The sequence below is a fragment of the Liquorilactobacillus nagelii DSM 13675 genome (genome assembly GCF_019444005.1).
GTDB classification, from domain to species: Bacteria; Bacillota; Bacilli; order Lactobacillales; family Lactobacillaceae; genus Liquorilactobacillus; species Liquorilactobacillus nagelii.
Window position 1 is genome coordinate 622,166 of the sequence record NZ_CP049304.1, and the last position, 22,323, is coordinate 644,488.

Annotated in this window: 21 protein-coding genes; 20 read left to right on the forward strand and 1 reads right to left on the reverse strand. The window is 38.2% G+C overall.

Going from position 1 to position 22,323, the window contains the following annotated elements; translation table 11 throughout:
• The first annotated feature begins 11 nt into the window (after positions 1-11).
• From rnpM to G6O73_RS03510, 19 genes are all read left to right on the forward strand, one after another.
• Positions 12-320, forward strand: coding sequence for an RNase P modulator RnpM (gene rnpM / locus G6O73_RS03420; protein ID WP_057885915.1), 309 nt, complete (start codon positions 12-14; stop codon positions 318-320).
• Positions 304-615 carry a YlxQ-related RNA-binding protein gene (locus G6O73_RS03425; RefSeq protein ID WP_057885916.1) on the forward strand — a complete coding sequence of 104 codons (312 nt, stop codon included), beginning with the start codon at positions 304-306 and terminating at the stop codon, positions 613-615. Before rnpM ends, G6O73_RS03425 begins: the two co-directional genes overlap by 17 nt.
• A gap of 44 nt (positions 616-659) precedes the next feature.
• On the forward strand, positions 660-2,975 hold the full coding sequence (gene infB / locus G6O73_RS03430; RefSeq protein ID WP_057885917.1) for a translation initiation factor IF-2: 2,316 nt from the start codon (positions 660-662) through the stop codon (positions 2,973-2,975).
• A gap of 25 nt (positions 2,976-3,000) precedes the next feature.
• Entirely contained in the window at positions 3,001-3,357 is a 357-nt protein-coding gene (rbfA, locus tag G6O73_RS03435; RefSeq protein WP_057885918.1) for a 30S ribosome-binding factor RbfA, read from the forward strand.
• Between the two features lie 92 nt (positions 3,358-3,449).
• Entirely contained in the window at positions 3,450-4,364 is a 915-nt protein-coding gene (gene truB / locus G6O73_RS03440; protein WP_057885919.1) for a tRNA pseudouridine(55) synthase TruB, read from the forward strand.
• Positions 4,361-5,311 (forward strand): riboflavin biosynthesis protein RibF, encoded by a 951-nt coding sequence (ribF, locus tag G6O73_RS03445; RefSeq protein ID WP_057885920.1) that lies wholly within the window; start codon positions 4,361-4,363, stop codon positions 5,309-5,311. Before truB ends, ribF begins: the two co-directional genes overlap by 4 nt.
• Positions 5,312-5,418: 107 nt before the next feature.
• Positions 5,419-6,456: a heat-inducible transcriptional repressor HrcA gene (gene hrcA / locus G6O73_RS03450; RefSeq protein WP_057885921.1), complete on the forward strand. Its 1,038-nt coding sequence runs from the start codon at positions 5,419-5,421 to the stop codon at positions 6,454-6,456.
• 46 nt (positions 6,457-6,502) lie between these two features.
• Positions 6,503-7,096, forward strand: coding sequence for a nucleotide exchange factor GrpE (grpE, locus tag G6O73_RS03455; protein WP_057886217.1), 594 nt, complete (start codon positions 6,503-6,505; stop codon positions 7,094-7,096).
• 55 nt (positions 7,097-7,151) lie between these two features.
• Positions 7,152-9,026 carry a molecular chaperone DnaK gene (gene dnaK, locus G6O73_RS03460; RefSeq protein ID WP_057885922.1) on the forward strand — a complete coding sequence of 625 codons (1,875 nt, stop codon included), beginning with the start codon at positions 7,152-7,154 and terminating at the stop codon, positions 9,024-9,026.
• A 114-nt stretch (positions 9,027-9,140) separates the two neighbouring features.
• Complete coding sequence (dnaJ, locus tag G6O73_RS03465) at positions 9,141-10,268, forward strand: molecular chaperone DnaJ (RefSeq protein WP_057885923.1); 1,128 nt, start codon at positions 9,141-9,143, stop codon at positions 10,266-10,268.
• A 162-nt stretch (positions 10,269-10,430) separates the two neighbouring features.
• Positions 10,431-12,257: a translation elongation factor 4 gene (lepA, locus tag G6O73_RS03470; protein ID WP_057885924.1), complete on the forward strand. Its 1,827-nt coding sequence runs from the start codon at positions 10,431-10,433 to the stop codon at positions 12,255-12,257.
• Positions 12,258-12,885: 628 nt separating this feature from the next.
• Positions 12,886-13,368: a DUF3013 family protein gene (locus G6O73_RS03475; RefSeq protein WP_057885926.1), complete on the forward strand. Its 483-nt coding sequence runs from the start codon at positions 12,886-12,888 to the stop codon at positions 13,366-13,368.
• Between the two features lie 16 nt (positions 13,369-13,384).
• On the forward strand, positions 13,385-14,266 hold the full coding sequence (prmA, locus tag G6O73_RS03480; protein ID WP_057885927.1) for a 50S ribosomal protein L11 methyltransferase: 882 nt from the start codon (positions 13,385-13,387) through the stop codon (positions 14,264-14,266).
• An 11-nt stretch (positions 14,267-14,277) separates the two neighbouring features.
• Complete coding sequence (locus tag G6O73_RS03485; RefSeq protein ID WP_057885928.1) at positions 14,278-15,033, forward strand: RsmE family RNA methyltransferase; 756 nt, start codon at positions 14,278-14,280, stop codon at positions 15,031-15,033.
• A 42-nt stretch (positions 15,034-15,075) separates the two neighbouring features.
• Entirely contained in the window at positions 15,076-15,402 is a 327-nt protein-coding gene (locus G6O73_RS03490) for a hypothetical protein (RefSeq protein ID WP_057885929.1), read from the forward strand.
• Between the two features lie 63 nt (positions 15,403-15,465).
• On the forward strand, positions 15,466-17,688 hold the full coding sequence (locus G6O73_RS03495) for a RelA/SpoT family protein (protein ID WP_219935203.1): 2,223 nt from the start codon (positions 15,466-15,468) through the stop codon (positions 17,686-17,688).
• 23 nt (positions 17,689-17,711) lie between these two features.
• On the forward strand, positions 17,712-18,161 hold the full coding sequence (gene dtd / locus G6O73_RS03500; RefSeq protein WP_057885931.1) for a D-aminoacyl-tRNA deacylase: 450 nt from the start codon (positions 17,712-17,714) through the stop codon (positions 18,159-18,161).
• Between the two features lie 29 nt (positions 18,162-18,190).
• Positions 18,191-19,141, forward strand: coding sequence for an alpha/beta hydrolase fold domain-containing protein (locus G6O73_RS03505; RefSeq protein WP_057885932.1), 951 nt, complete (start codon positions 18,191-18,193; stop codon positions 19,139-19,141).
• A gap of 5 nt (positions 19,142-19,146) precedes the next feature.
• Positions 19,147-19,794 carry an HAD-IA family hydrolase gene (locus G6O73_RS03510; RefSeq protein ID WP_057885933.1) on the forward strand — a complete coding sequence of 216 codons (648 nt, stop codon included), beginning with the start codon at positions 19,147-19,149 and terminating at the stop codon, positions 19,792-19,794.
• Here the strand turns inward: G6O73_RS03510 and G6O73_RS03515 are convergent.
• Positions 19,791-20,654, reverse strand: a complete 864-nt coding sequence (locus G6O73_RS03515) for an N-acetylmuramoyl-L-alanine amidase family protein (RefSeq protein WP_057885934.1) — start codon at positions 20,652-20,654, stop codon at positions 19,791-19,793. The two genes, G6O73_RS03510 and G6O73_RS03515, sit on opposite strands and share 4 nt — an antisense overlap.
• Before the next feature lie 378 nt (positions 20,655-21,032).
• On the opposite strand from G6O73_RS03515, the gene hisS reads away from it, so the two are divergent.
• The gene (gene hisS / locus G6O73_RS03520; RefSeq protein WP_057885935.1) at positions 21,033-22,319 is read left to right on the forward strand and encodes a histidine--tRNA ligase; all 1,287 of its coding nucleotides are present in this window, start codon (positions 21,033-21,035) and stop codon (positions 22,317-22,319) included.
• The last annotated feature ends 4 nt before the right edge of the window (positions 22,320-22,323 follow it).

Consider the following 22,323-nt stretch of genomic DNA (forward strand, 5'->3'; position numbering starts at 1 on the left):
AGGGATTCTTAATGGTACATCAACGAAAAATTCCCATGAGGAAAGATATTGTCTCTGGCGAAATGAAGCCCAAAAAAGAATTAGTTCGAATCGTTAAGAATAAGGCTAATGAAGTTAGTATTGATCCCAGCGGTAAAAAAGCTGGTCGAGGCGCTTATCTTAGTCTAGATGTTGCGATTGCAAAGCAAGCCAAAGCCGATCGAACATTTGACCGCGTTTTTGAAATAAAAATTCCAGATGAATTCTATGAAGAGTTAGTTGCTTATGTGGATCATCAAGCAGCCCGGCGTGAGTTATTTGGCAATGAATCAAAAAAATAAACAGCAAAGTCTGCAGTTATTAGGTTTAGCTCGTCGTGCTGGTAGATTGGCCACCGGCGAAGCAACAGTTTTAAAAAAGGTTCGACAACATCAGGCTGAATTGGTCTTTGTGGCTGCAGATGCTGCAGAAGCAACGAAAAAAAAATTTACTGATAAATGCCAATTTTATCAAGTAAAACTAACTGATTTATTTTCACGAGATGAATTAAGCGAAGCTATTGGAACCGATCGATCTGTGATTGCAGTGATGGACACTGGTTTTGCAAAAAAATTAAACCAGTTATTAGAAATATGAAGGTTTAATGATTACCATTAGATTAAAGATTGGAGAGTGAATCTATGGGGAAAAAAAGAATCTACCAATTAGCAAAAGAATTAAATATTAGTAGTAAAGAAGTAATCGCGGCAGCTAAAGAGCGCGGCTTTTCAGTTCGCAACCATATGTCGACATTAGGAGAAAACGAGGAACGTCAATTGCGAGAAAGTCTGCGTCCAAATCAGTCAACTAAAACATCTAAGCAACAAGCAAGTGTAAAAAAGGAATCATCAGTAAAAAATAAACCTGTTGTTCATGAAACAAGTCACACGGGAAAAAATGTAAATGTAAATGCAAATTCAACAAAATCCCAACAAGCGACAGATAATTCCAGGAACAAAAGACCTGAAACCAAGCAGTCTCAACAGCATAATAATGCTAAAACCGATCAAGGTAGTAACAATCGGACAACTAATAATTATCAAAATAACCGAAGCAATCAGAATCGGAATAATCAACATAGCTACGGTCAAAATCGTTACAACAGTAATTTCAATAAAAAGAAACGAAAAAATCGTCGGAATAATCGACGACCAGAAAATAATAAACCAGCTGTTCCACCACGTAAAAATAAGCCGTTACCAGAAAAGTTGATTTATACGGTTGGAATGAATGTGGCTGAAATTGCCAAGAAAATTCATCGTGAACCAGCGGAAATTATTAAGAAACTCTTTATGTTGGGAGTTATGGTCAATCAGAACCAATCGCTCGACAAAGAAACAATTGAAATTTTGGCAAACGAGTACGGAATTGGCGCCGAAGAAAAAGTTGAAGTCGATATCGCTGATATTGACAAGTTCTTTGAAGAAGAAAAGGATAATAAAAAGCACTTAGTTTCTCGACCACCAGTGGTTACTATTATGGGTCATGTTGATCATGGTAAAACAACCTTATTAGATAAATTACGTCATACTCATGTAACAGAGGGTGAAGCCGGTGGAATTACCCAGCATATTGGTGCCTATCAAGTAAAACATGATGGCAAAATAATCACATTCCTAGACACTCCAGGACACGCTGCTTTTACTAATATGCGGGCTCGTGGGGCTGATATTACTGATATTACTGTTTTAGTTGTTGCAGCTGATGATGGTGTAATGCCACAAACAATTGAAGCGATAAATCATGCTAAAGCAGCTGGTGTCCCGATTATTGTAGCAATTAATAAAATTGACAAACCAGGTGCCAATCCCAATCATGTAATGGAAGAATTAACTGAATATGGTTTGATTTCTGAAGCATGGGGTGGCAGTACCATTTTTGTGGAAATTTCGGCTAAATTCGGCAAGAACTTAGATGAACTGCTTGAAATGATTTTACTTGAGTCTGAAATGTTAGAATTGCGTGCTAATCCAAAACAACATGGTGCTGGATCGGTTATTGAAGCTCGACTTGATAAAGGAAAAGGGGCAGTTGCTACTTTATTAGTTCAGCAAGGAACGTTGCATGTTGGTGATCCGATTGTTGTCGGTAACACGTTTGGCCGTGTCCGGACGATGATTAGTGACAAAGGTCAGCAAATCAAAAAAGCTTTGCCGGCAACACCTGTTGAAATTACTGGTTTAAATGAGGTCCCAGATTCTGGAGATCGATTTGTAGTCTTTTCAGATGAAAAGTCAGCTCGTGCGGCTGGTGAAGAACGTGCTAAACGTGCCTTGATCAAGGAAAGAAATCATACACCACACGTTACATTGGATAACTTGTTTGATTCGTTGAAGGAAGGCGAATTAAAGGAAGTCAATGTAATTATTAAAGCGGATGTGCAAGGTTCAGTTGAGGCTTTGGCTAACAGTCTGCAAAAGATTAATGTTGAGGGTGTCCGAGTTAATATTATTCACCAGGCAGCCGGAGCGATTAATGAAAGTGACGTTACCTTAGCGGAAGCATCAAACGCAATTATTATTGGTTTCAATGTGCGCCCAACTACCCAAGCAAAGTCTCAGGCTGATACTGATGATGTTGATATTCGCTTGCATAATGTAATCTATCAGGCGATTGATCAAGTTGAAACTGCGATGAAGGGTATGTTAGAGCCGGTATATCAAGAAAAAGTTATCGGACAAGTTGAGATTCGCCAAACGTACAAAGTTTCAAAACTAGGTACAATCGGAGGCGGCTATGTAACTGATGGCTATATCCAACGGGATAGTGGTGTACGCTTGATTCGAGATGGAATTGTAATTTACGAAGGTAAATTAGCTAGCTTGAAACGTTTCAAAGATGATGCTAAAGAAGTAAAACAAGGCTTTGAGTGTGGTCTTATGATTGAAAATTATAATGATATCAAAGTCGGTGATCAAGTTGAAGCGTTCATCATGCAAGAGGTTCCAACTAAATAAGCTTTAATGAGGGAGATGGAACGTTTTGGTACGTAGTTATCGTGTTGGGCGTTTAGCCCAAGAAATTCAACGTGAAGTTACTGATATTTTGATGAAGCGAGTACGTGATCCTCGGGTAAATGGGGTAACAATTACAGGTGTGGATGTTACTGGTGATTTACAGCATGCGACGATATTTTATAGTATTTTGTCAGACCAGGCTTCCACGGGAGAAAAAACTCAGATCGGTTTAGATAAAGCAACTGGTTTAATCCGTCGAGAGTTAGGTGCTCGTTTGAGCATTTACGTTACTCCTGAAATTCACTTTGAACGTGATCGTTCAGTTCAATATGGTGATAAAATTGATCGCCTGTTGAACCAAATTGAACGGCATGATCAGTAGTAGTTTAAAAGATGATAAATGACAAATACCGACTGGTGTAAAAATCAATCGGTATTTGTACTGAATAGGTTGATTTTAAGTGGGGTTGCAAAATGGACGGAATAATTCCTTTATATAAACAAAAGGGCATGACCAGTAATGATTGCGTACGTCGCTGTCGGGGAATTTTAAGTATGAAACGTGTCGGTCATAGTGGGACCTTAGATCCTAATGTTGATGGAGTGCTGTTACTTTGTGTGGGGAGAGCAACTAAAGTCGTCAACTATTTGATGGATTCTGGCAAGATATATACTGGTGAAATAACATTAGGTCTAGCGACAACAACCGAAGACCTTGATGGCGAAGTAATTGAGACAAAGCGTTTAGTAAGACCCTTTACTTCAGTTGAAATTAGCGAGAAAATGCAGTTATTGACTGGAGAACAAATTCAAATTCCCCCTTTGTATTCGGCTGTTAAAGTGAACGGTCGTCGCTTATATGCATATGCGCGAGCCCATCAACCAGTTGAAAGACCCAAACGAAAAATCAATGTTGCTTATTTTCGCCAAACGGGAGCAACTACTTTTGATTCGGCAACAGGTCAACAAAAATGTTATTTTGAAATCAGCTGTGGTAAAGGCACATATGTCCGAACTTTAGCTACGGATTTAGGCCGCTTGTTAGGAGTACCAGCAGTAATGTCACAGTTAACTAGACAACAAAGTGGCAGCTTTAAAATTTCTGATACGGTCAGTTTATCGCAACTGGAAAAGTTAACCAAGTTAGATCGAGTGCAGGAAATAATCGCCGACTTGGATACAGCATTGCAAAAATTTGAGCATTACCAGCTAGACTTAACTGAATGGCAAAAGGTCCGGAACGGTGGTTTCTTGAAATTACAGTATATATCTGAAAAGTTAGTGTTAACTTATAACGGAAAAAGCCGTTGCATTTATCATTGGCACTCAAAGTACCTGTGTTATGTTCCAGAACAGATGATTGATTTAACGGAAGGAAATCAAACGTGAAAACAATTGTTTTGAATGAGCCGCTCGACTCAGAAAAAATTCCACTAGAAAAAGTCGTTTTAACTTTAGGTTTTTTTGATGGGGTTCACCGTGGTCATCAATTGGTAATTAAACGTGCCGCAGCTGAAGCCAAAAAACGCGGTTGTCATTTAGCTATTATGACGCTTGACCGACAACCAGCAATTGTTTTTCAACATGTCCCCGCAAAAAAAGTTCACTATTTAACGACCTTACAGCGCAAATTGGAACTTTTTGAGCAGATGGGGATTGATATTGCCTATGTCGCCCCTTTAACGGGGCAGTTACCATTCATGGGGCCGCAAGAATTTGTTGATCGCTATATGGTGGGACTGCATGCAGTTGCCGTTGTTGCAGGTGAAGATTATACCTATGGTAAACATGACATTGCTAATATGCAGCTTTTGCCAAGGTACGCCAAAAATAGGTTTTCAGTGATTGCCGTTGAGCATTTACGATTTCAAGAACACAAAATTAGCTCGACTTCAATTCGAAAACTACTGGATAGTGGAAATATTGCCGCAGCTAATCATTTGTTAGGATATATTTATCAAAATAGCGGCCTAGTTGTACACGGTGAGCAACGTGGCCGTCAACTAGGATTTCCAACACTGAATTTGGCAATTCCGGTAACCGAGCGGATTTTAGCTGAAGGAATTTATGCTGTTAAAGTTAAAATTGCCGGAAATACTTATCAAGGAATGGCTTCGATTGGTCGAAATGAAACCTTTGGCAATAATCGAAAAGTTACAGTTGAAATTAATTTATTTGATTTTAACCAAATGGTTTATGGGCAAACAGTTACAGTTGATTGGTATCAAAAATTGCGTAATCAAGTAAAATTCACCGGTGCTTCAGCTCTAATTAAGCAATTAGAAAATGATCGACAGCAAACAATAATATACTTTAAAGCCAAAAATAAAAAATGATTTTTTTAGCTGATAGAGAGGTCATTCTTGACTTATCAGCTTTTTTCTTGTATATTAATAATTGACTTAGCACTCTAAGAGGCTAAGTGCTAATCGAGGTGATAATCATGCTAACGGAAAGACAGTTACTGATACTTGAGGCCATTATCCAAGATTATGCAGAAGCACAACGCCCGGTTGGTTCAAAATCTTTGGAACAGCAACTACCGGTTCATGTCAGTTCGGCAACAATTCGTAATGAAATGGCAGCTCTGGAAAAGAAGGGATATTTAATTAAGGAACATTCCTCTTCTGGCCGAGTTCCTTCAATTAAGGGATATCGATATTATGTTGATAATCTGGTCAAGCCAACTGTAGCCAACCCGGAACTGGTTGATAGTGTGCGCAGCTCGCTTAGTAATCAATTCTTTAAAATTGATGAATTAGTAGCTGAATCTGCAAGAATTTTATCAGAGATGACTAACTACACTGCGATTACTTTTAAACCTGAAGGACAAAATGTTCGTTTGCAGGGATTTAAAGTTATGCCGATGCGTAATCAGCAGGTAATGGTTCTGCTAATTACCAGTGACGGTGAGGTTGAAAGTCAATTATTTAATTTGCCCAAGCAAATTACTGGTGAAGAACTAGAATCAATTGTGCGAATTATTAATGAACGAGTTGTCGGTTTGCCACTAGATCAAGTAGTTGCTCGATTACGTGACAGTGTACCAATGCTTTTACATTATGTGCAACAACCATTAGGCTTTTTGAACGTTTTTGGACAGGTATTAAATCAAACAGTTCATGATCAGTTTTATGTCGGCGGCAAATTAAATTTGTTGAACTTTGTCGAAAATGGTAATATTGACCAAATTAAAGCGTTGTATTCATTGATTGATCACTCTGATGATATCAGTAATTTAGTTGGTAATAGTGATGATGACCAGACGATTCAGGTCAGGTTAGGAGACGAATTGGAGGACAGTTCGTTGCAAAACTATAGTTTGATTTCAGCAAGTTATAATGTCGAGCGGCATGGCCGTGGTCTAATTGCTTTGCTTGGTCCAACCAATATGCCATATTCAAAAATGATTGGTTTGTTGGATGTCTTTCGTGTTGAGTTAGCGCGTAAAATGCTTGATTATTATGATTTCTATGATTAATTGGGATTAGAGAAGGGGTGTTCACTTGCCAGAAAAACAAAGTGATCTGAAGAAAAAGTCTGTAGCGGATCAGCCAAAAGCTGAATCAACTAGTAAGAGCCAAACTAAAGCTAAAGCTGCTGAAAAAAATAAGCAGTCAGCTAATGATCCTGCTAATTCTAAAGTGACTGATGAATCAGTTCAAACTGCTCAAAAACTGCAAGAGTTACAGCAAAAGTACAGTGATTTGGAAGATAAATATTACCGTGCAGAAGCTGAAATGGCTAATATGCACAAACGCTTCAAAAAAGAGCAGGAACAATTATTAAAATACGATGGTCAGTCACTTGCTCGCGATGTTTTGCCCGTTTTGGACAATTTGTCTCGCGCATTAAAAATTGAAGCAACTGATGACGATGCTGTTCAGTTAAAGCATGGAATTGAAATGGTCTTTCGTGATATGGAAAAAGCTTTGAAAGATAACCATATTACGCGCATTGAAGCGCTAGGGAAACCATTTGATCCAACCTTTCATCAAGCAGTAAAAACTGTTCCAGTTGAAGAAAATCAGACATCTGAAACAGTTGTCGAAGTTTTCCAAGATGGCTACTTGTTGAAGGACCGTGTTTTGCGGCCAGCAATGGTGGTTGTTGCACAATAGTTAACTAGTTTATTAAAATATTTAAAAAGAATCTAAAATAAAGAGGTTGAAATTTATGTCAAAAATTATTGGAATTGACTTAGGAACAACCAACTCAGCTGTGGCTGTTCTTGAAGGAAAAGAAGCCAAGATTATTACTAATCCAGAAGGAAATCGGACTACTCCATCAGTTGTTTCTTTCAAAAACGGAGAAACTCAGGTTGGTGAAGTAGCTAAGAGACAGGCAATTACTAACCCAAATACTATCTCCTCAATTAAGCGTCATATGGGTGAAGCTGGGTATACTGTTGAAGTTGAAGGAAAAAAATATACCCCTCAAGAAATTTCGGCAATGATTTTGCAATATATCAAAGATTATGCTGAATCCTATTTGGGTGAAAAAGTCAGTCAGGCAGTTATTACTGTTCCAGCATATTTTAATGACGGTCAGCGTCAAGCAACTAAAGATGCTGGAAAAATTGCTGGATTAAAAGTTGAAAGAATTGTCAATGAACCGACAGCGGCTGCTTTAGCTTATGGTTTGGATAAAACTGATAAAGATGAAAAAATCTTAGTTTTTGACCTTGGCGGTGGAACTTTTGATGTTTCAATCCTTGAATTAGGCGATGGCGTCTTTGAAGTATTATCAACTAATGGTGATACTCATCTTGGTGGTGATGACTTCGATCAAAAAATTATGGATTGGCTGATTGCTGAATTTAAGCAAGAAAACGGTGTTGATTTAGCAACTGATAAGATGGCTATGCAACGTTTGAAAGATGCAGCTGAGAAGGCTAAAAAAGACTTATCTGGAGTAACTAGTGCACAGATTAGTTTACCATTTATCAGTGCCGGTGCTAATGGCCCATTGCATTTAGAAAAAACTTTGACACGGGCTAAATTTGATGAATTAACAGCTGATTTGGTTGAACGAACAAAAATCCCAGTACGGAATGCTTTGAAAGATGCCGGCCTGTCAAACTCTGATATTGATGAAGTAATTCTTGTTGGTGGTTCAACTCGAATTCCAGCTGTTCAGGATGCTGTTAAGGCTGAAACAAATCATGAACCTAATAAGTCAGTTAACCCTGATGAAGCTGTTGCTTTAGGTGCTGCTGTTCAGGGTGGTGTTATTACTGGTGATGTTAAAGATGTTGTCTTATTAGATGTTACCCCATTATCATTGGGAATTGAGACCATGGGTGGAGTCTTCACTAAGTTGATTGATCGTAATACAACTATTCCAACTAGCAAGTCACAAGTATTTTCGACTGCCGCTGATAACCAGCCAGCGGTTGATATTCATGTTTTACAAGGTGAACGTCCAATGGCTGCAGATAATAAGACTTTGGGACGCTTCCAGTTAACTGATATTCCGGCTGCTCCAAGAGGAGTTCCACAGATTGAAGTTAAATTTGATATTGATAAAAATGGAATTGTAAATGTTTCTGCGAAAGATTTAGGAACGAACAAAGAACAAAAGATTACAATTAAGAGTTCGTCCGGTTTGTCTGATGAAGAAATTGAACGAATGGTTAATGAAGCTAAAGAAAACGAAGCTGCTGACAAGCAACGTAAAGAAGAAGTTGACCTTAAAAATGAGGTTGATCAACTCTTGTTTAGTTCTGAAAAGACTTTGAAAGAAGTTAAAGGTAAAGTTTCAGACGATGAAATTAAAAAAGCTGAAGCTGCTCGAGATGCTTTGAAGAAGGCACAAGAGGCTAATAACGTTGAAGATATGAAGACTAAAAAGGACGAATTAATGAAACTCGTTCAAGAAATGTCAGTTAAACTTTATCAACAAGCTCAAGAAGCTAACAAAGCTGGTCAAGCAACCGATGCTAAAACGGCTGATGGTGACAATGGCAGCAAGGGTAGTGACAACAAAGGTGACGATAACACCGTTGAAGGAGACTTTAAAGAAGTTAACCCAGACGATGACAAGAAGTAATTGCTATTGCTAAAATAGCAAAAAAAGTCAAAGACCTGCGGGACTTTGACTTTTTTTATCGCGTTGCTTATGTTACGCTGTTGAAGAAAACAGTTGATAAATTGGAGGAAAAACATGGCAGAAAATAGAGATCCTTATGAAGTCCTAGGTGTTTCGCGGGATGCCTCTGCTGCAGAAATTAAAAAAGCTTATCGGCGATTATCTAAAAAATACCATCCAGATTTAAACAAGGCTCCTGGAGCCGAAGAAAAGTTTAAAGAAATCAATGAAGCTTATGAGATTTTGAGCGATCCGCAAAAAAAAGCCCAATTTGATCAGTATGGATCAACCGGTGGTGGTCCTCAGGGATTTGGTGGATTCCAAAATGCAGATTTTGGTGATTTTGGTGGCGGCTTTGAAGATATTTTTTCATCATTTTTCGGTGGTGGGTCATCTTCACGCTCTCGCAACCAACCTCGTCAAGGGCATGACTTACAATACAATATGACTTTGACTTTTGAAGAAGCTGTTTTTGGCAAGAAAACCAGTATCCAGTATACTCGCGAGGCTTTGTGTAAAACTTGTTCAGGCAGCGGTGCTAAACCGGGAACAACACCTGATACTTGTCAGAATTGTCATGGTAGTGGTGTGGTACGGCAAGCACAAAATACACCATTAGGTCGAATTGTCCACGAAACAGAGTGTAGTGTTTGTGGCGGAACCGGAAAAATTATTAAAGAAAAATGTCCTGACTGTCATGGAAGTGGAAAGATTCAAGAAAAACATGAAGTTGAAGTTTCAATTCCAGCTGGGGTTGAAGATGGCAATCAAATGCGCTTGCAAGGACAAGGTGAAGCGGGACTTAATGGTGGACCATATGGAGATTTATATATCGTCTTTCGGGTTAAGCCAAGTAAGCTTTTCAGGCGTGATGGCGCTCAGATTTACTTTACCCAGCCAATCAGCTTTGTCCAAGCGGCGTTAGGTGACGAGGTAGCTGTAAAAACAGTTCATGGTGATGTGAAATTGAAGATTCCAGCAGGGACTCAATCGGGAACTGTTTTCAGATTACGAGGTAAGGGCGCACCGCATTTACGAAGTAAAACGATGGGTGACGAAGAAGTTACGGTGGAAGTAGTTACTCCTAAAAGTTTAAATTCTCGCCAGAGAGCTGCATTGAAAGAATTTGCGGCAGCCGGTGGTGAAAATGTCAGTGGTGAAGGTTCAATATTTGAGCGATTTAAAAAGCATGGAAAACGTTAATTAGTTTAACTTGAGGTTATAAGTATAAAACGAGTGACAAAAGCAATAAGTTTGCCTTTGCTACTCGTTTTTTATAGAGTTGTTGATTTGAGGGTGATTGTATTCAAGAAACACGACTGGTATAATTTTAATGGATAGACACGGAAGAAAGCAGGCACAAGAATGAATTTAACAGAAATGCAAGAACGACAACGGCGAATTCGCAATTTTTCGATTGTGGCCCATATCGATCATGGTAAATCGACGCTGGCTGATCGAATCTTAGAATTAACGGATACCGTTTCCAAGCGCGAAATGCAAGATCAACTGCTTGATTCGATGGAGCTTGAACGTGAACGGGGAATTACTATCAAACTAAATGCAGTTGAATTGCATTACCATGCTGATGACGGTGAAACTTATATTTTTCATTTAATTGATACACCAGGACATGTTGATTTCTCTTATGAAGTTTCGCGTAGTCTAGCTGCTTGCGAGGGAGCTGTTTTAGTTGTTGATGCAGCTCAAGGAGTTGAGGCTCAGACTTTAGCTAATGTATATTTGGCGATTGATGATGATTTAGAAATTGTTCCTGTAATTAATAAAATTGACTTACCTTCAGCACAACCGGAAGTTGTCCGGCAGCAGATTGAAGATGTGATTGGAATTGATGCGTCAGATGCTGTTTTGGCCAGTGCTAAACAAGGAATTGGTATCAAGGAAATTCTTGAAAAAATTGTCCGCCAAGTTCCAGCACCAACTGGTGATCTAACGGCTCCTTTGAAAGCTTTGATTTTTGATTCAGTTTACGATGACTATCGAGGGGTGGTCTTAAGTGTTCGGGTCGTTGATGGAATCGTTAAACCGGGCGATCGAATTCGACTGATGAATGGACAAACAGAATATGAGGTTACGGAAGTTGGGGTTAACTCTCCTAAACCGTTAAAGCGAGATTTATTGATGGCCGGTGATGTTGGTTATTTGACGGCCAGCATTAAGGATATTCAGGACACTCGAGTTGGAGATACAGTGACTTTGGCCAATAATCCGGCTGATAAAGCTTTAGTTGGTTATCGCGAAATGAATCCGATGGTTTATTCTGGTTTGTATCCGACTGATAATGCTAAATATAATGATTTGCGCGAAGCCTTAGAAAAGTTAAAATTAAACGATGCTGCACTCGAATTTGAGCCAGAAACATCTCAAGCTTTAGGCTTTGGATTTCGTTGCGGATTTTTAGGCTTATTGCATATGGATGTTGTCCAAGAACGCTTAGAACGTGAATTTAGTATGGACTTAATTACCACTGCGCCAACGGTTACTTATGATGTTGAATTAACTGACGGTCAACACTTAACAGTGGACAATCCTTCTGAATTGCCTGAAAGTTCACAAATTAAACAGATTAATGAACCATTTGTGAAAGCAACGATCATGGTACCTAATGATTATGTCGGTGCCGTGATGGAACTTTGTCAACGCAAACGAGGACAATTTGTGACGATGAATTATTTAGATGATTATCGGGTTGACGTTATTTATCAAATGCCTCTGGCTGAAATTATTTTCGATTTTTTTGATCGATTGAAATCAAGTACTCGTGGTTATGCGTCATTAGATTATGAAATTAGTGACAATCAACCAAGTGACTTAGTTAAAATTGATATTTTATTAAATTCGCAAAAAATTGATGCTTTGAGTTTTATTACCCACCGTCAAACAGCCCAGCAGCGTGGACGAGAAATTACAACTAAGTTAAAGAAAATTATTCCGCGACAAAATTTTGAAATTCCGATTCAAGCAGCAATAGGTGCCAAAATTATTGCCCGAACTAATATTAAAGCTTATCGTAAAGATGTTACTTCGCGAATTCATACAGGTGATCCAGATCGGCGAGCAAAGCTGTTGGAAAAGCAAAAACGAGGTAAGAAGCGAATGAAATCAGTTGGTCGTGTTGTGGTTCCGCAAGAAGCTTTTATGGCTGTTTTACAAACTGACGAAGAAGAATAAGTTAACCGCTAATAAAAAGACCAGCAAATTAACTTGCTGATCTTTTTTGTTTAAAGACATTCGGTCATAAATGATATAGAATTAGGCCACTGATGAATGTTAGCAAAATACCTAACAGACTTAGCCAAATGCTGTGATAAAAATTACGTAGCCTAAAATGAGTAATTAGATAACTGCAAATTATTAGAATTAAGCCACTAATCAGAGCAAGTAAGTAAAAAAAGTTTAGAGGTAGCGTCAACTCACAAATTAAAATAGCTAAAATTAAAAGCCAATTTCGCGAATTACGATACCACGGTAAATTCCCAAAAAAAAGACTTTTGTAGTCCAAACGGTTATTTTTAATTGCTTGGTATAATTTTAGTAAAAGTAGAAATAACCAGCTGAGATATAGGCCTAAACCAATAAATTTTAACATTTAGCTGTCGCCTCCTTAAAAATGTTTAGTCAGATAAATACCCATTATTTAAGTTATCATAGAGTTCTTTTTTAATTTAATTTTAACAAAACTTCTAATGATTTACTAGTAATAATCGGTCTGTGGCTTTTTTCTCGAAAAGATTGTCATAATGAGAGTGAAATATTACTATATAGTTAGTAGCAGTTTTTTATTCAGGAGGTGGAGAACTTGAAGCAGACTTTACCAGATTTTTTGGCAAACGGGATTGAACAACTTGATTTTGATGGAGACATCCAATTAACTTGGAACGAAGCCAAACGAACTTTTAATTTAGAATTAACTTTTTTTGCCCAAAATAATTTACATGATGCGATTTTTGATTTGACGGGAGTTGAATCAGATGAACCGATTGTCACCTTTGTTGATGCTGTTTTAATCTATGATCAAAATAGTTTTAAACCAGATCAGGTAGCAAACGATTATCTAGCTTGTTTGCCATTTGCTGGTAAGCAGGGGTGGTCGACTGCGATGGGGCGCGCTTTTTTCCGTTATTTACAGATTGTGCTAGATAATGGAGAATCTGATTTGCTTGATTTTTTAAATGATCAAGAAGTTGCTGTGTTTGAATTAGAATGGTCACCAAATGAATTCGAAAAGATTTTGCAGCAATATCAACAGGAAAGTGATCAGCGTTTGCCTTATCCTGAATAAATTGGAGGAAAATGTTTTGCAATGGCAAAAATTAGTAGTTCAAGTCAATAATCAAGCCCGGGCAGCAGTTGAAAATATTTTACTTGAAGCTGGCAGTTTGGGTAATCAGCTCATAACTGATCAACTTTCAGAACAGATTAAAATTATTGGTTATTTTGATCAAGATCAGGATTTATCGGTCAAGATAAAGGAAATTAACAGCAGAATTACCGAATTGAAAACGTTTGGACTTGACCCTGGCCGAGTAGATTTACAACTTGAGCAAATTAATGAAACTAGCTGGATTCATCAATGGGAGAAATACTATAATATCCAACACATTAGTCGTTTCTTGACGATTGTTCCCCGTTGGAAAGATTATCAATCTAAAGATTCACGTGAAACTGTTTTACGATTAGATCCAGGAAAATCATTTGGAACAGGGATGCATCCAACCACTGTTTTGGCTCTCCATCAACTTGAGTTTTTATTAAAACCAAATACTCGAGTTTTTGATGTTGGAGCTGGCTCGGGAGTTTTGAGTATTGCCGCCAGTTTGTTGGGTTCTGGTGAAGTAGTCGCCTTTGAAAATGATCCTGAAGCAGTATTAGCGGCCAAAAAAAATTTAGCACTAAATCCAATGGCTCAAAAGGTTAGTTTCCACCAAAGCAATTTATTGGCAGCAGCTGATGGTAAAGCTGACTTAATGTTGGCAAATATTTTACCAGAGGTGTTAGTTCAGCTAATTCCAACAGTTGGTAATTATTTGGTACACAATGGTCGTTTTATTCTATCAGGAATTAATTCGGCTAAAGAAAAATTAATTATTGATTTATTGGCAGCTAACGGTTTTGTAATTGAAAGCAGCAGTCAAATGCAAGATTGGTGTGCATTAGTTGCTAAATTTGAACAAGATTAAGGAGTTCCAGCATGCAGCGTTATTTTATTCAACAAGCAAGCATCCCGCTAAAACTGCAATTAGAACCAGAGATTTTTAAACATGCAATTAAGGTTTTACGGTTGCGTGTGGGTGATCACTTTGAACTGGTTGATACTCAGCAGCAGGTAGCAGAGATGAAGTTAATTGCTATCGATGGACTGCAAGCGACTGCTGAGCGATTAAACGTAAGTAAACCGCAAGTCGAGTTACCAGTTAATGTAACAATAGCTTGTGGTTTGGCGAAAAATGCTAAACCAGAAATAATTGTCCAAAAGGCAACCGAACTTGGGGCGGCTAGAATTATTTTTTTCCAAGGAGAGTATTCAATTGCTCGTTGGCAACCGGCAAAAATGGAAAAAAAATTACAACGATTACAAAAAGTTGCTCAAGCGGCAGCTGAACAGTCACATCGAACACGAATTCCAGCTGTTGATTTTTATGCTAAGTTGTCCGACTTGCCCTTTCGTGATTATGATTTAAAGCTAGTTGCTTACGAAGAAGCTGCTAAAGAAGGTGAAAGTCACATGTTTCGTCAATTTACTGACAAACTACTGCTTGAAAAAAGACAGCAAACGCCTAATTTATTAGCAGTTTTTGGACCTGAAGGCGGAATTTCAGCGGCTGAAATTGATTTTCTTCAACAGCAAGGTTGTCAATCAGCAGGATTGGGTCCACGAATCTTGCGGGCAGAGACAGCACCATGGTATTTATTAGCTGCGCTTTCTTTTGCCTTAGAATTAGGGTAAAATAGTAACAATCATTAATAAATGGAATTGGAGAAGTTTTCTATGAATAAAAGACGTTTCTTTTCATTAACAACCTTATGGTATGCTGCTTTTGCGGCAGCAATGTCTTTTGTGATTCCGATTATTTTTATCGAATTAAATATTACTGATATTCAAAGGATGGGAATTATTTTATTTGGAATTAATGTTTTATATGCTTTGTTGAGCGGATTAATTGTTGGTGTAAAAACTCAACCGTTAGTATATTTGATTTTTTTCCCAATATTGTTTTTAATCGGAGTTCATTTTTTCTTTGCTAGTTTTGCTTATTATTTTGCTGTAGTATATGCAATCTTTGCTTTTTTAGCTTGTGGAATGGTTCGTCGATAAACTTATCAGGTTAAAGCGGCAACTAAAGGCCGCTTTTTTATTTTAATTGGGGGAGTGGAGTAAATGGAAAAAGAGACGATTTGGACAGCTGAAGATGTATTTAAAATGGTTCAGCACTACATGAATGAAAATCATGTTGAATTAGTTAAAAAGGCATATAGTTTTGCTGCTTATGTTCATCATGACCAGCGGCGACAGTCTGGTGAGCCATACATTATTCATCCAATTCAAGTAGCTGGAATTTTGGCAGACTTAAAAATGGATCCAGCAACGGTTTGTGCGGGTTTTTTGCATGATGTAGTAGAAGATACGAATATTACTTTAGGCGATGTTAAGGAGCTTTTTGGTCAAGATGTTGCCGTAATTGTTGATGGGGTTACGAAGCTGAGTAAAATTCGTTATAAGTCACATCGCGAACAATTGGCTGAAAATCATCGAAAATTATTGTTGGCAATGTCTAAAGATTTACGGGTAATCATTGTCAAGTTAGCTGATCGCTTACATAATATGCGAACTCTAAATCATTTACGACCGGATAAGCAAAGAAGAATTGCTAATGAAACGCTTGAAATTTATGCTCCGTTAGCTGACCGATTAGGTATTAGTACCATTAAATGGGAATTGGAAGACATTTCGCTGCGTTATTTAAATCCACAACAATATTATCGAATTGTTCACTTGATGAATTCTAAGCGAACAGAACGGGTTGAATATATTAATAGCGCAATTGTTGAAATTAAAGCAGCCATTAGTGACCTTGATTTAGACTGTGAAATATATGGTCGCCCCAAACACATTTATTCCATTTATCGCAAAATGAAAGATCAGCATAAACAATTTAGTCAAATTTATGATTTATTGGCAGTTAGAGTAATTGTCCATTCAATTAAGGATTGTTACGCAGTTTTAGGTGCAATTCACACAAAGTGGAAACCTATGCCAGGTCGCTTTAAGGATTATATTGCCATGCCAAAGGCCAACATGTACCAGTCATTGCATACAACAGTTATTGGGCCGAATGGGAAACCCTTTGAAGTTCAGATTCGAACTGAAGAAATGCATCGGGTAGCTGAATATGGGGTTGCAGCTCATTGGGCTTACAAAGAAGGCAAAACTGATAGCGTCAAACAAGATGACACTGGTAATAAATTAAACTGGTTTAAAGAAATTGTTGAGTTACAAGATGAAAGTGATGATGCTGCTGAGTTTATGGAGAGTGTCAAAGGGAACCTATTTGGTGATCGGGTCTATGTTTTTACGCCTAAAGGTGATGTTTTAGAGTTGCCTAAAGGAGCAGGACCATTGGATTTGGCATATTCAATTCATACTGAAATTGGCAACAAAACTGTCGGGGCTAAAGTGAATGGTAAAATTGTGCCCTTAGATTATCAAATAAAAAATGGTGAAATTGTTGATATTTTGACTTCAACGAATTCAGCAGGTCCTAGTCGAGATTGGCTGAAATTAGTTCATACTAATAAAGCCCGCAATAAAATTAAACGATTTTTCAAATTACGTGATCGCGTTGAAAATATTGAAAAAGGTAAAGAAATTTTAAATACTAATCTGATTGAATTAGGATATGAACCTAAAAAAATTCTAATCACTGAAAATTTGAATAAAGTTTTACAGAAAAAGAAATTTTCAGCGATTGAAGATTTATATGCTGCACTAGGTTTTGGCGAATTAGCCCCACTGGGTGTAATTAATATATTGACTGAAAAAATCCGTCAAGAAATTGAAGTTAATCGAAAACGTGAAACAGAAAAGGCACTATTAGAAGATCACCAGGAAATATCTCATGAACCAGCTCCAACAGAAAAGAAAGACAAAAAAGCTGCTGTCATAATTGCTGGTGTTGATAATTTATTAGTTCGGTTGAGTCATTGCTGCAATCCAATTCCCGGTGATGAAATTGTTGGATATATTACCAAGGGTCGTGGAGTTTCAGTTCATCGGCATGATTGTCCAAATGTAAAAAATGCGGAGAAAAATGGTGATCGTCTGATTGAAGTTGCTTGGAATCCGGCATCGGATAATCAAAATTATTATAATACTGATTTGCAAATTCAAGGCTATAATCGTTCAGGTTTGTTAAATGATGTTTTACAAGCTTTAAACAATAGTACTCGCCAGCTTAATTCGGTTAACGGACGAGTTGACCACAATAAGCTAGCTACAATGGATGTTACAGTTGGAATTCGCGATCGGGTTCATCTTCAACGAGTAATTGATAATATAAAAAAAGTGTCGGATGTGTATGTTGTTAAACGAACAATTCATTAAGTGATTAAGGATGGTTGAAGTTTATGCGAGTAATTCTACAGCGAGTAAAACGAGCCAGTGTTAGTGTTGATCAACAAATTGTGGGAAAAATTGACCAAGGATATTTGTTGCTAGTTGGTTTTGCACCGCAAGACGGGCAAAAAGAAATTGATTATCTGGTGCATAAGATTAGCAAGTTACGAGTTTTTTCTGATGAAAACGGCAAATTAAATTTGGATATTCATCAGTTAGGAGGACAGATTCTATCGGTTTCACAGTTTACGCTGTATGCAGCTCTGAAAAAGGGAAATCGTCCGGGTTTTTCCTTAGCACAAGATCCCCAAATTGCTAAACTTAATTATCAAAAGTTCAATCAGGCTTTGCGATCAGAGCAGATAACGGTTGCAGAAGGAGTTTTTGGAGCTGATATGCAAGTTTCATTGGTGAATGATGGGCCAGTAACACTGATTTATGATACGGAACAGCTGCTTTAATAAGTGGTATTTGACAAAGGGGGAGTTGGATGCAGTTACTTTCACTTGAATCGGCCGCGCAACAGCTTTGTGCTCGTCGGCAAAACATTTTTGTTCCGACAACTATTGGGTTGACAGTCTTACGTCAACAATTGGAATTAGATCAGCAAATGCCCGTTTATACTCATCCAGCAACAATTCATGATTTAACATTAGATTTAGGTAAAAGTTTAGGCGAATTACCATTGCGAATTTTGTTGCCTGCTGATCTAAAACCTGATGAGCAGGTGCCGACCTTACTTTATCTTCATGGGGGGCAGTTTGTTACTGGGGGGACAACCGCTTATGATAAGTTATTGCGTGAGTTGGTTAAACGGGCACGAGTTGGGATTATCTTTCCGCAATTTGCTTTGGCACCTGAAAAAAAGGCTCCCTTTCAATTAAAACAATTACAGCAATTGTTTCAACGGTTACCTGAGCTAACAGCGACCGAGCCGTTAAGTTTAGAGCGATTATTATTAGCAGGAGATGATACGGGAGCAGCCTTAGGTTTAGGATTAGTTTTAAGCGAGCCAAGTGCACAAACAGCAATTTACAAAATGCTGTTTTTTTGTCCGGTTGTTAATGCTAATTTTGATACAAATTCATATCATCAGTTTGCTGGGGGATATGATTTAACACGCGAACAAATGAAGTTTTGCTGGCAACAATATTTAGAGAACAGTGAGCAGCGAGATGACAACTTTTTAGTTCCATTAAAGGCCCCGTTAGCAGCTTTACACGCTTTGCCAGAAACTTTGATTGTTACTGCTGAAGCTGATCCAGTTCGTGATGAGGGGGAAGCAATGGGACGAAAGTTGCGGGATGCTGGGGTCGATGTTGCTCAAATTCGCTTTCAAGGAACAATTCATGATTTTACTGTCAAAAATCAACTTGATCAAACCAATGCGTGTCGGTTAGCAATGAATGTAGCGGTTGATTGGTTGAAAAAAAGGAGATGATGGTTATGTCGTTAGCTTCAAAGTTAAAATTGAAAAACTTTTGTTGGGATTTTGATGGGACGCTATTTGATACTTACCCAGAAATGACAATTAGTTTCCAAGAGGCAGCTGCTCGGCTAGGATTGACTTTAACAGCTGATGAAGTTTATCGTCAGTTAAGACAAACTTCTGTTGGACAAACAATTAGACATTTTATTGGTGAGGGTCCACAGGCTCTTTTAATGAAACAAAAATTTCACGCAATTGAAGCTAAAAATTGCTTGCAAGCAAGGCCTTTCCCAGGAATTAAAGATTTTAGCAGTTATTTGGCGAGTCAGGGGTGTCAACAATTTTTACTGACTCATCGGAATCAATCAGCTTGGAACTTACTAAAACGAGCTGGACTAAAAGAGTATTTTACAGGTGGGGTCACAGCCGAAATGGGTTTTGCTCGTAAACCTGATCCGCAGTCAATAAATTATCTTAGCCAGCAATTTAATTTGCAGCCCGATTTATCAGTAATGATTGGTGACCGTCCCTTAGACGTCCTAGCTGGTCAACGAGCGGGCTTTCAGGGATGGTTATTTGATCCGGATGGCTTGATTACCATGGGTAGTGAAAATTGGCGCTTTACGACTTATAATCAAGTATTAGAATGTTTTCTTAGTGATTAATTACTTTCGAAGTATTTATTAAGACCAGCTACAACATCGTTGGCAACGGTAGTGCGATAATGGGAACTGCGAATCTGCTGAAAGTCACGATCAGTGTTAATATAGCCCATTTCAAGTAAAATTGCCGGAAAATCATTATCTCGAATTACTTCAAAATTGCCAAATTCAATCCCACGATTTTCTAAGCTGATATTATTAAATTTTTGATTAATCGAGCTAGCTAATCGATAAGATAATTGGCGGTGATAGTAGTAAGTGGTAACACCGGAGGCCGAGTTTTCGGTCGGTGATGAATCAAAATGAAAACTAATAAAAGCATCTGCATGAACTTCATTTGATAAGTTAGGACGAGCAGCTAAGCTGACAAAACGATCACTTGTTCGAGTCAGATAAACTTTAGCCCCACGTGCACGCAACTCTTGGGCAACTTCTTTAGCTAATTTCAGAGTATAAGTTTTTTCCATTTTGCCACTGCTGGAAAGCGCACCGGAGTCTGAACCGCCATGGCCTGGATCAAGGACGATTGTTGCGTTGTTTAAATGATGGATCTTTTTGGGACCTTGGGGGTTAAGATTCCAATTAGCTACCCAACCAAAGTTATTCTGACTTGTTCTAACGTAGTACCAGTGATATTTGCTACGCAAAACGGTTAGCCGAGTTCCGCGGCTTAGACTTTTTGTTTTTTGGTACTCAACGCCGGGACCTTTGCGTAATTCAACTTGACTGACATTGACTTCAACTTGTTTAAAATAAGCAAAAGTCCGGCTAGCAATAATACCGATCAGTGCAGCAATAATTAAGCTGAGAACGGCTAAGTTGCTAATCTTGAATGAATTGTGTTGTTTTCTGCTTCTTCTCATAAATTAATTAGACTCCAATAAACATTTTTTAACCAGTTTATTATACCAAATAAATTTAAGCTGCGTTAAAAAAGACACAAAAGTCTGCTAATAAATTTGCTAAAACTTGACTTGAAGCTGATTTTCGAGTATCTTTACTACAGTATCTAAAACCGAACGAAAGAAGAGTAGCTTGTTTTCTTAGACAGCGAAGGGAGATTTGGTGTGAGTCCCGCTAAGTATAGGCAAGTAAAAGACACTTTCGAGGTGTACGGGCAACTGTGCCGCTGCTGGGGCGTTATCCAAAAGCATAAATTAAGGTGGTACCGTGCTGTTCAAGCGCCCTTGTCGAAATTCGGCAAGGCTTTTTTTATTTTATTTTTTAGGAGGAAACAAGCAATGAAGTATCAACGTCCAAAAGGTACGAATGATATTATTCCAGGAGAAGCGGAAAAATGGCAGCAAATTGAAAAAATTGCGCGGCAAGTTTTTCAGAAATATCGCTATCAGGAAATTAGGACCCCAATTTTTGAAAGCTTCGAAGTTTTTTCACGAACATCAGGTGAAACATCTGATATTGTGACTAAAGAAATGTATGATTTTTATGATAAAGGTAACCGGCATATTACCTTGCGTCCAGAAGGAACTGCTGGGGTAGTTCGGGCGTATGTCGAAAATAAGCTTTATGGGCCAGAGATCCAACGCCCATTCAAAACTTACTACATGGGGCCAATGTTCCGCTATGAACGTCCGCAGTCTGGTCGGTTACGCCAATTTCATCAAATCGGGGTCGAAGCTTTTGGGGTTGACAGTCCGGCTTTAGATGTTGAAGTAATCGCAATGGCTATGAATTTATTAAGCGATCTGGGGATTCAGCATGTCAAGTTGGCTTTAAACACTTTAGGGGATCAGCCATCACGTCAATCTTATCATCAAGCTCTTGTTGATTATTTAACACCTTATCAAGCTGAGTTAAGTGAAGACTCACAAATTCGACTACAAAAGAATCCATTGCGAGTGCTTGATAGTAAAGATCAACATGATCAAGAAATTGTGGCGAATGCACCACAGATCGTTGATTATTTAACGCCTGAAGCACAGATGCATTTCGATGCAGTGCAGCAATTGTTAAAAGATTTGGGGATTGACTTTGAAATTGATTCAACGATGGTTCGTGGCTTGGACTATTACAATCATACAATTTTTGAAATTATGAGTGATTCAAAGGCGTTTGGTGGTAAATGGACAACCGTTTGTGCTGGAGGTCGTTATAATGGCCTTGTTGAACAGCTTGGTGGTCCAGAGGTCCCAGGAATTGGGTTTGGTTTAGGTGTTGAACGGCTATTGTTAATACTTGAAGCTGAAAAATACCAGGCATGGCAAAATAATCCGCTGGATGTTTACGTGGTTGGTATTGGAAACGAAACAAATGCAGCCACTTTGAAATTAGTTCAAGCAATTCGTCAAGCTGGTTTTAGTGCCGATCGTGATTATTTACAACGAAAACCTAAAGGTCAATTTAAAACAGCTAGCCGTTTGGCAGCAAAATATACGTTGACAGTTGGTGAAAGCGAATTGTCCAGTCAAACCGCAAAATTGAAACAAATGAGCAGCGGTATTGAAAAAACAGTTAAATTAGCGGCTATTTTTGCAGATTTTGCCGCAGTTTGTCAACAGTTTAAATAAGAAG

What these genes read in the sequence shown, in the direction of transcription:
- rnpM (WP_057885915.1), top strand. Translation starts at nt 12, where the DNA reads ATGGTACATCAACGAAAAATTCCCATGAGGAAAGATATTGTCTCTGGC.
- G6O73_RS03425 (WP_057885916.1), top strand. Translation starts at nt 304, where the DNA reads ATGAATCAAAAAAATAAACAGCAAAGTCTGCAGTTATTAGGTTTAGCT.
- infB (WP_057885917.1), top strand. Translation starts at nt 660, where the DNA reads ATGGGGAAAAAAAGAATCTACCAATTAGCAAAAGAATTAAATATTAGT.
- truB (WP_057885919.1), top strand. Translation starts at nt 3,450, where the DNA reads ATGGACGGAATAATTCCTTTATATAAACAAAAGGGCATGACCAGTAAT.
- hrcA (WP_057885921.1), top strand. Translation starts at nt 5,419, where the DNA reads ATGCTAACGGAAAGACAGTTACTGATACTTGAGGCCATTATCCAAGAT.
- dnaK (WP_057885922.1), top strand. Translation starts at nt 7,152, where the DNA reads ATGTCAAAAATTATTGGAATTGACTTAGGAACAACCAACTCAGCTGTG.
- dnaJ (WP_057885923.1), top strand. Translation starts at nt 9,141, where the DNA reads ATGGCAGAAAATAGAGATCCTTATGAAGTCCTAGGTGTTTCGCGGGAT.
- lepA (WP_057885924.1), top strand. Translation starts at nt 10,431, where the DNA reads ATGAATTTAACAGAAATGCAAGAACGACAACGGCGAATTCGCAATTTT.
- G6O73_RS03485 (WP_057885928.1), top strand. Translation starts at nt 14,278, where the DNA reads ATGCAGCGTTATTTTATTCAACAAGCAAGCATCCCGCTAAAACTGCAA.
- G6O73_RS03490 (WP_057885929.1), top strand. Translation starts at nt 15,076, where the DNA reads ATGAATAAAAGACGTTTCTTTTCATTAACAACCTTATGGTATGCTGCT.
- G6O73_RS03495 (WP_219935203.1), top strand. Translation starts at nt 15,466, where the DNA reads ATGGAAAAAGAGACGATTTGGACAGCTGAAGATGTATTTAAAATGGTT.
- dtd (WP_057885931.1), top strand. Translation starts at nt 17,712, where the DNA reads ATGCGAGTAATTCTACAGCGAGTAAAACGAGCCAGTGTTAGTGTTGAT.
- G6O73_RS03505 (WP_057885932.1), top strand. Translation starts at nt 18,191, where the DNA reads ATGCAGTTACTTTCACTTGAATCGGCCGCGCAACAGCTTTGTGCTCGT.
- G6O73_RS03510 (WP_057885933.1), top strand. Translation starts at nt 19,147, where the DNA reads ATGTCGTTAGCTTCAAAGTTAAAATTGAAAAACTTTTGTTGGGATTTT.
- G6O73_RS03515 (WP_057885934.1), bottom strand. Translation starts at nt 20,654, where the DNA reads ATGAGAAGAAGCAGAAAACAACACAATTCATTCAAGATTAGCAACTTA.
- hisS (WP_057885935.1), top strand. Translation starts at nt 21,033, where the DNA reads ATGAAGTATCAACGTCCAAAAGGTACGAATGATATTATTCCAGGAGAA.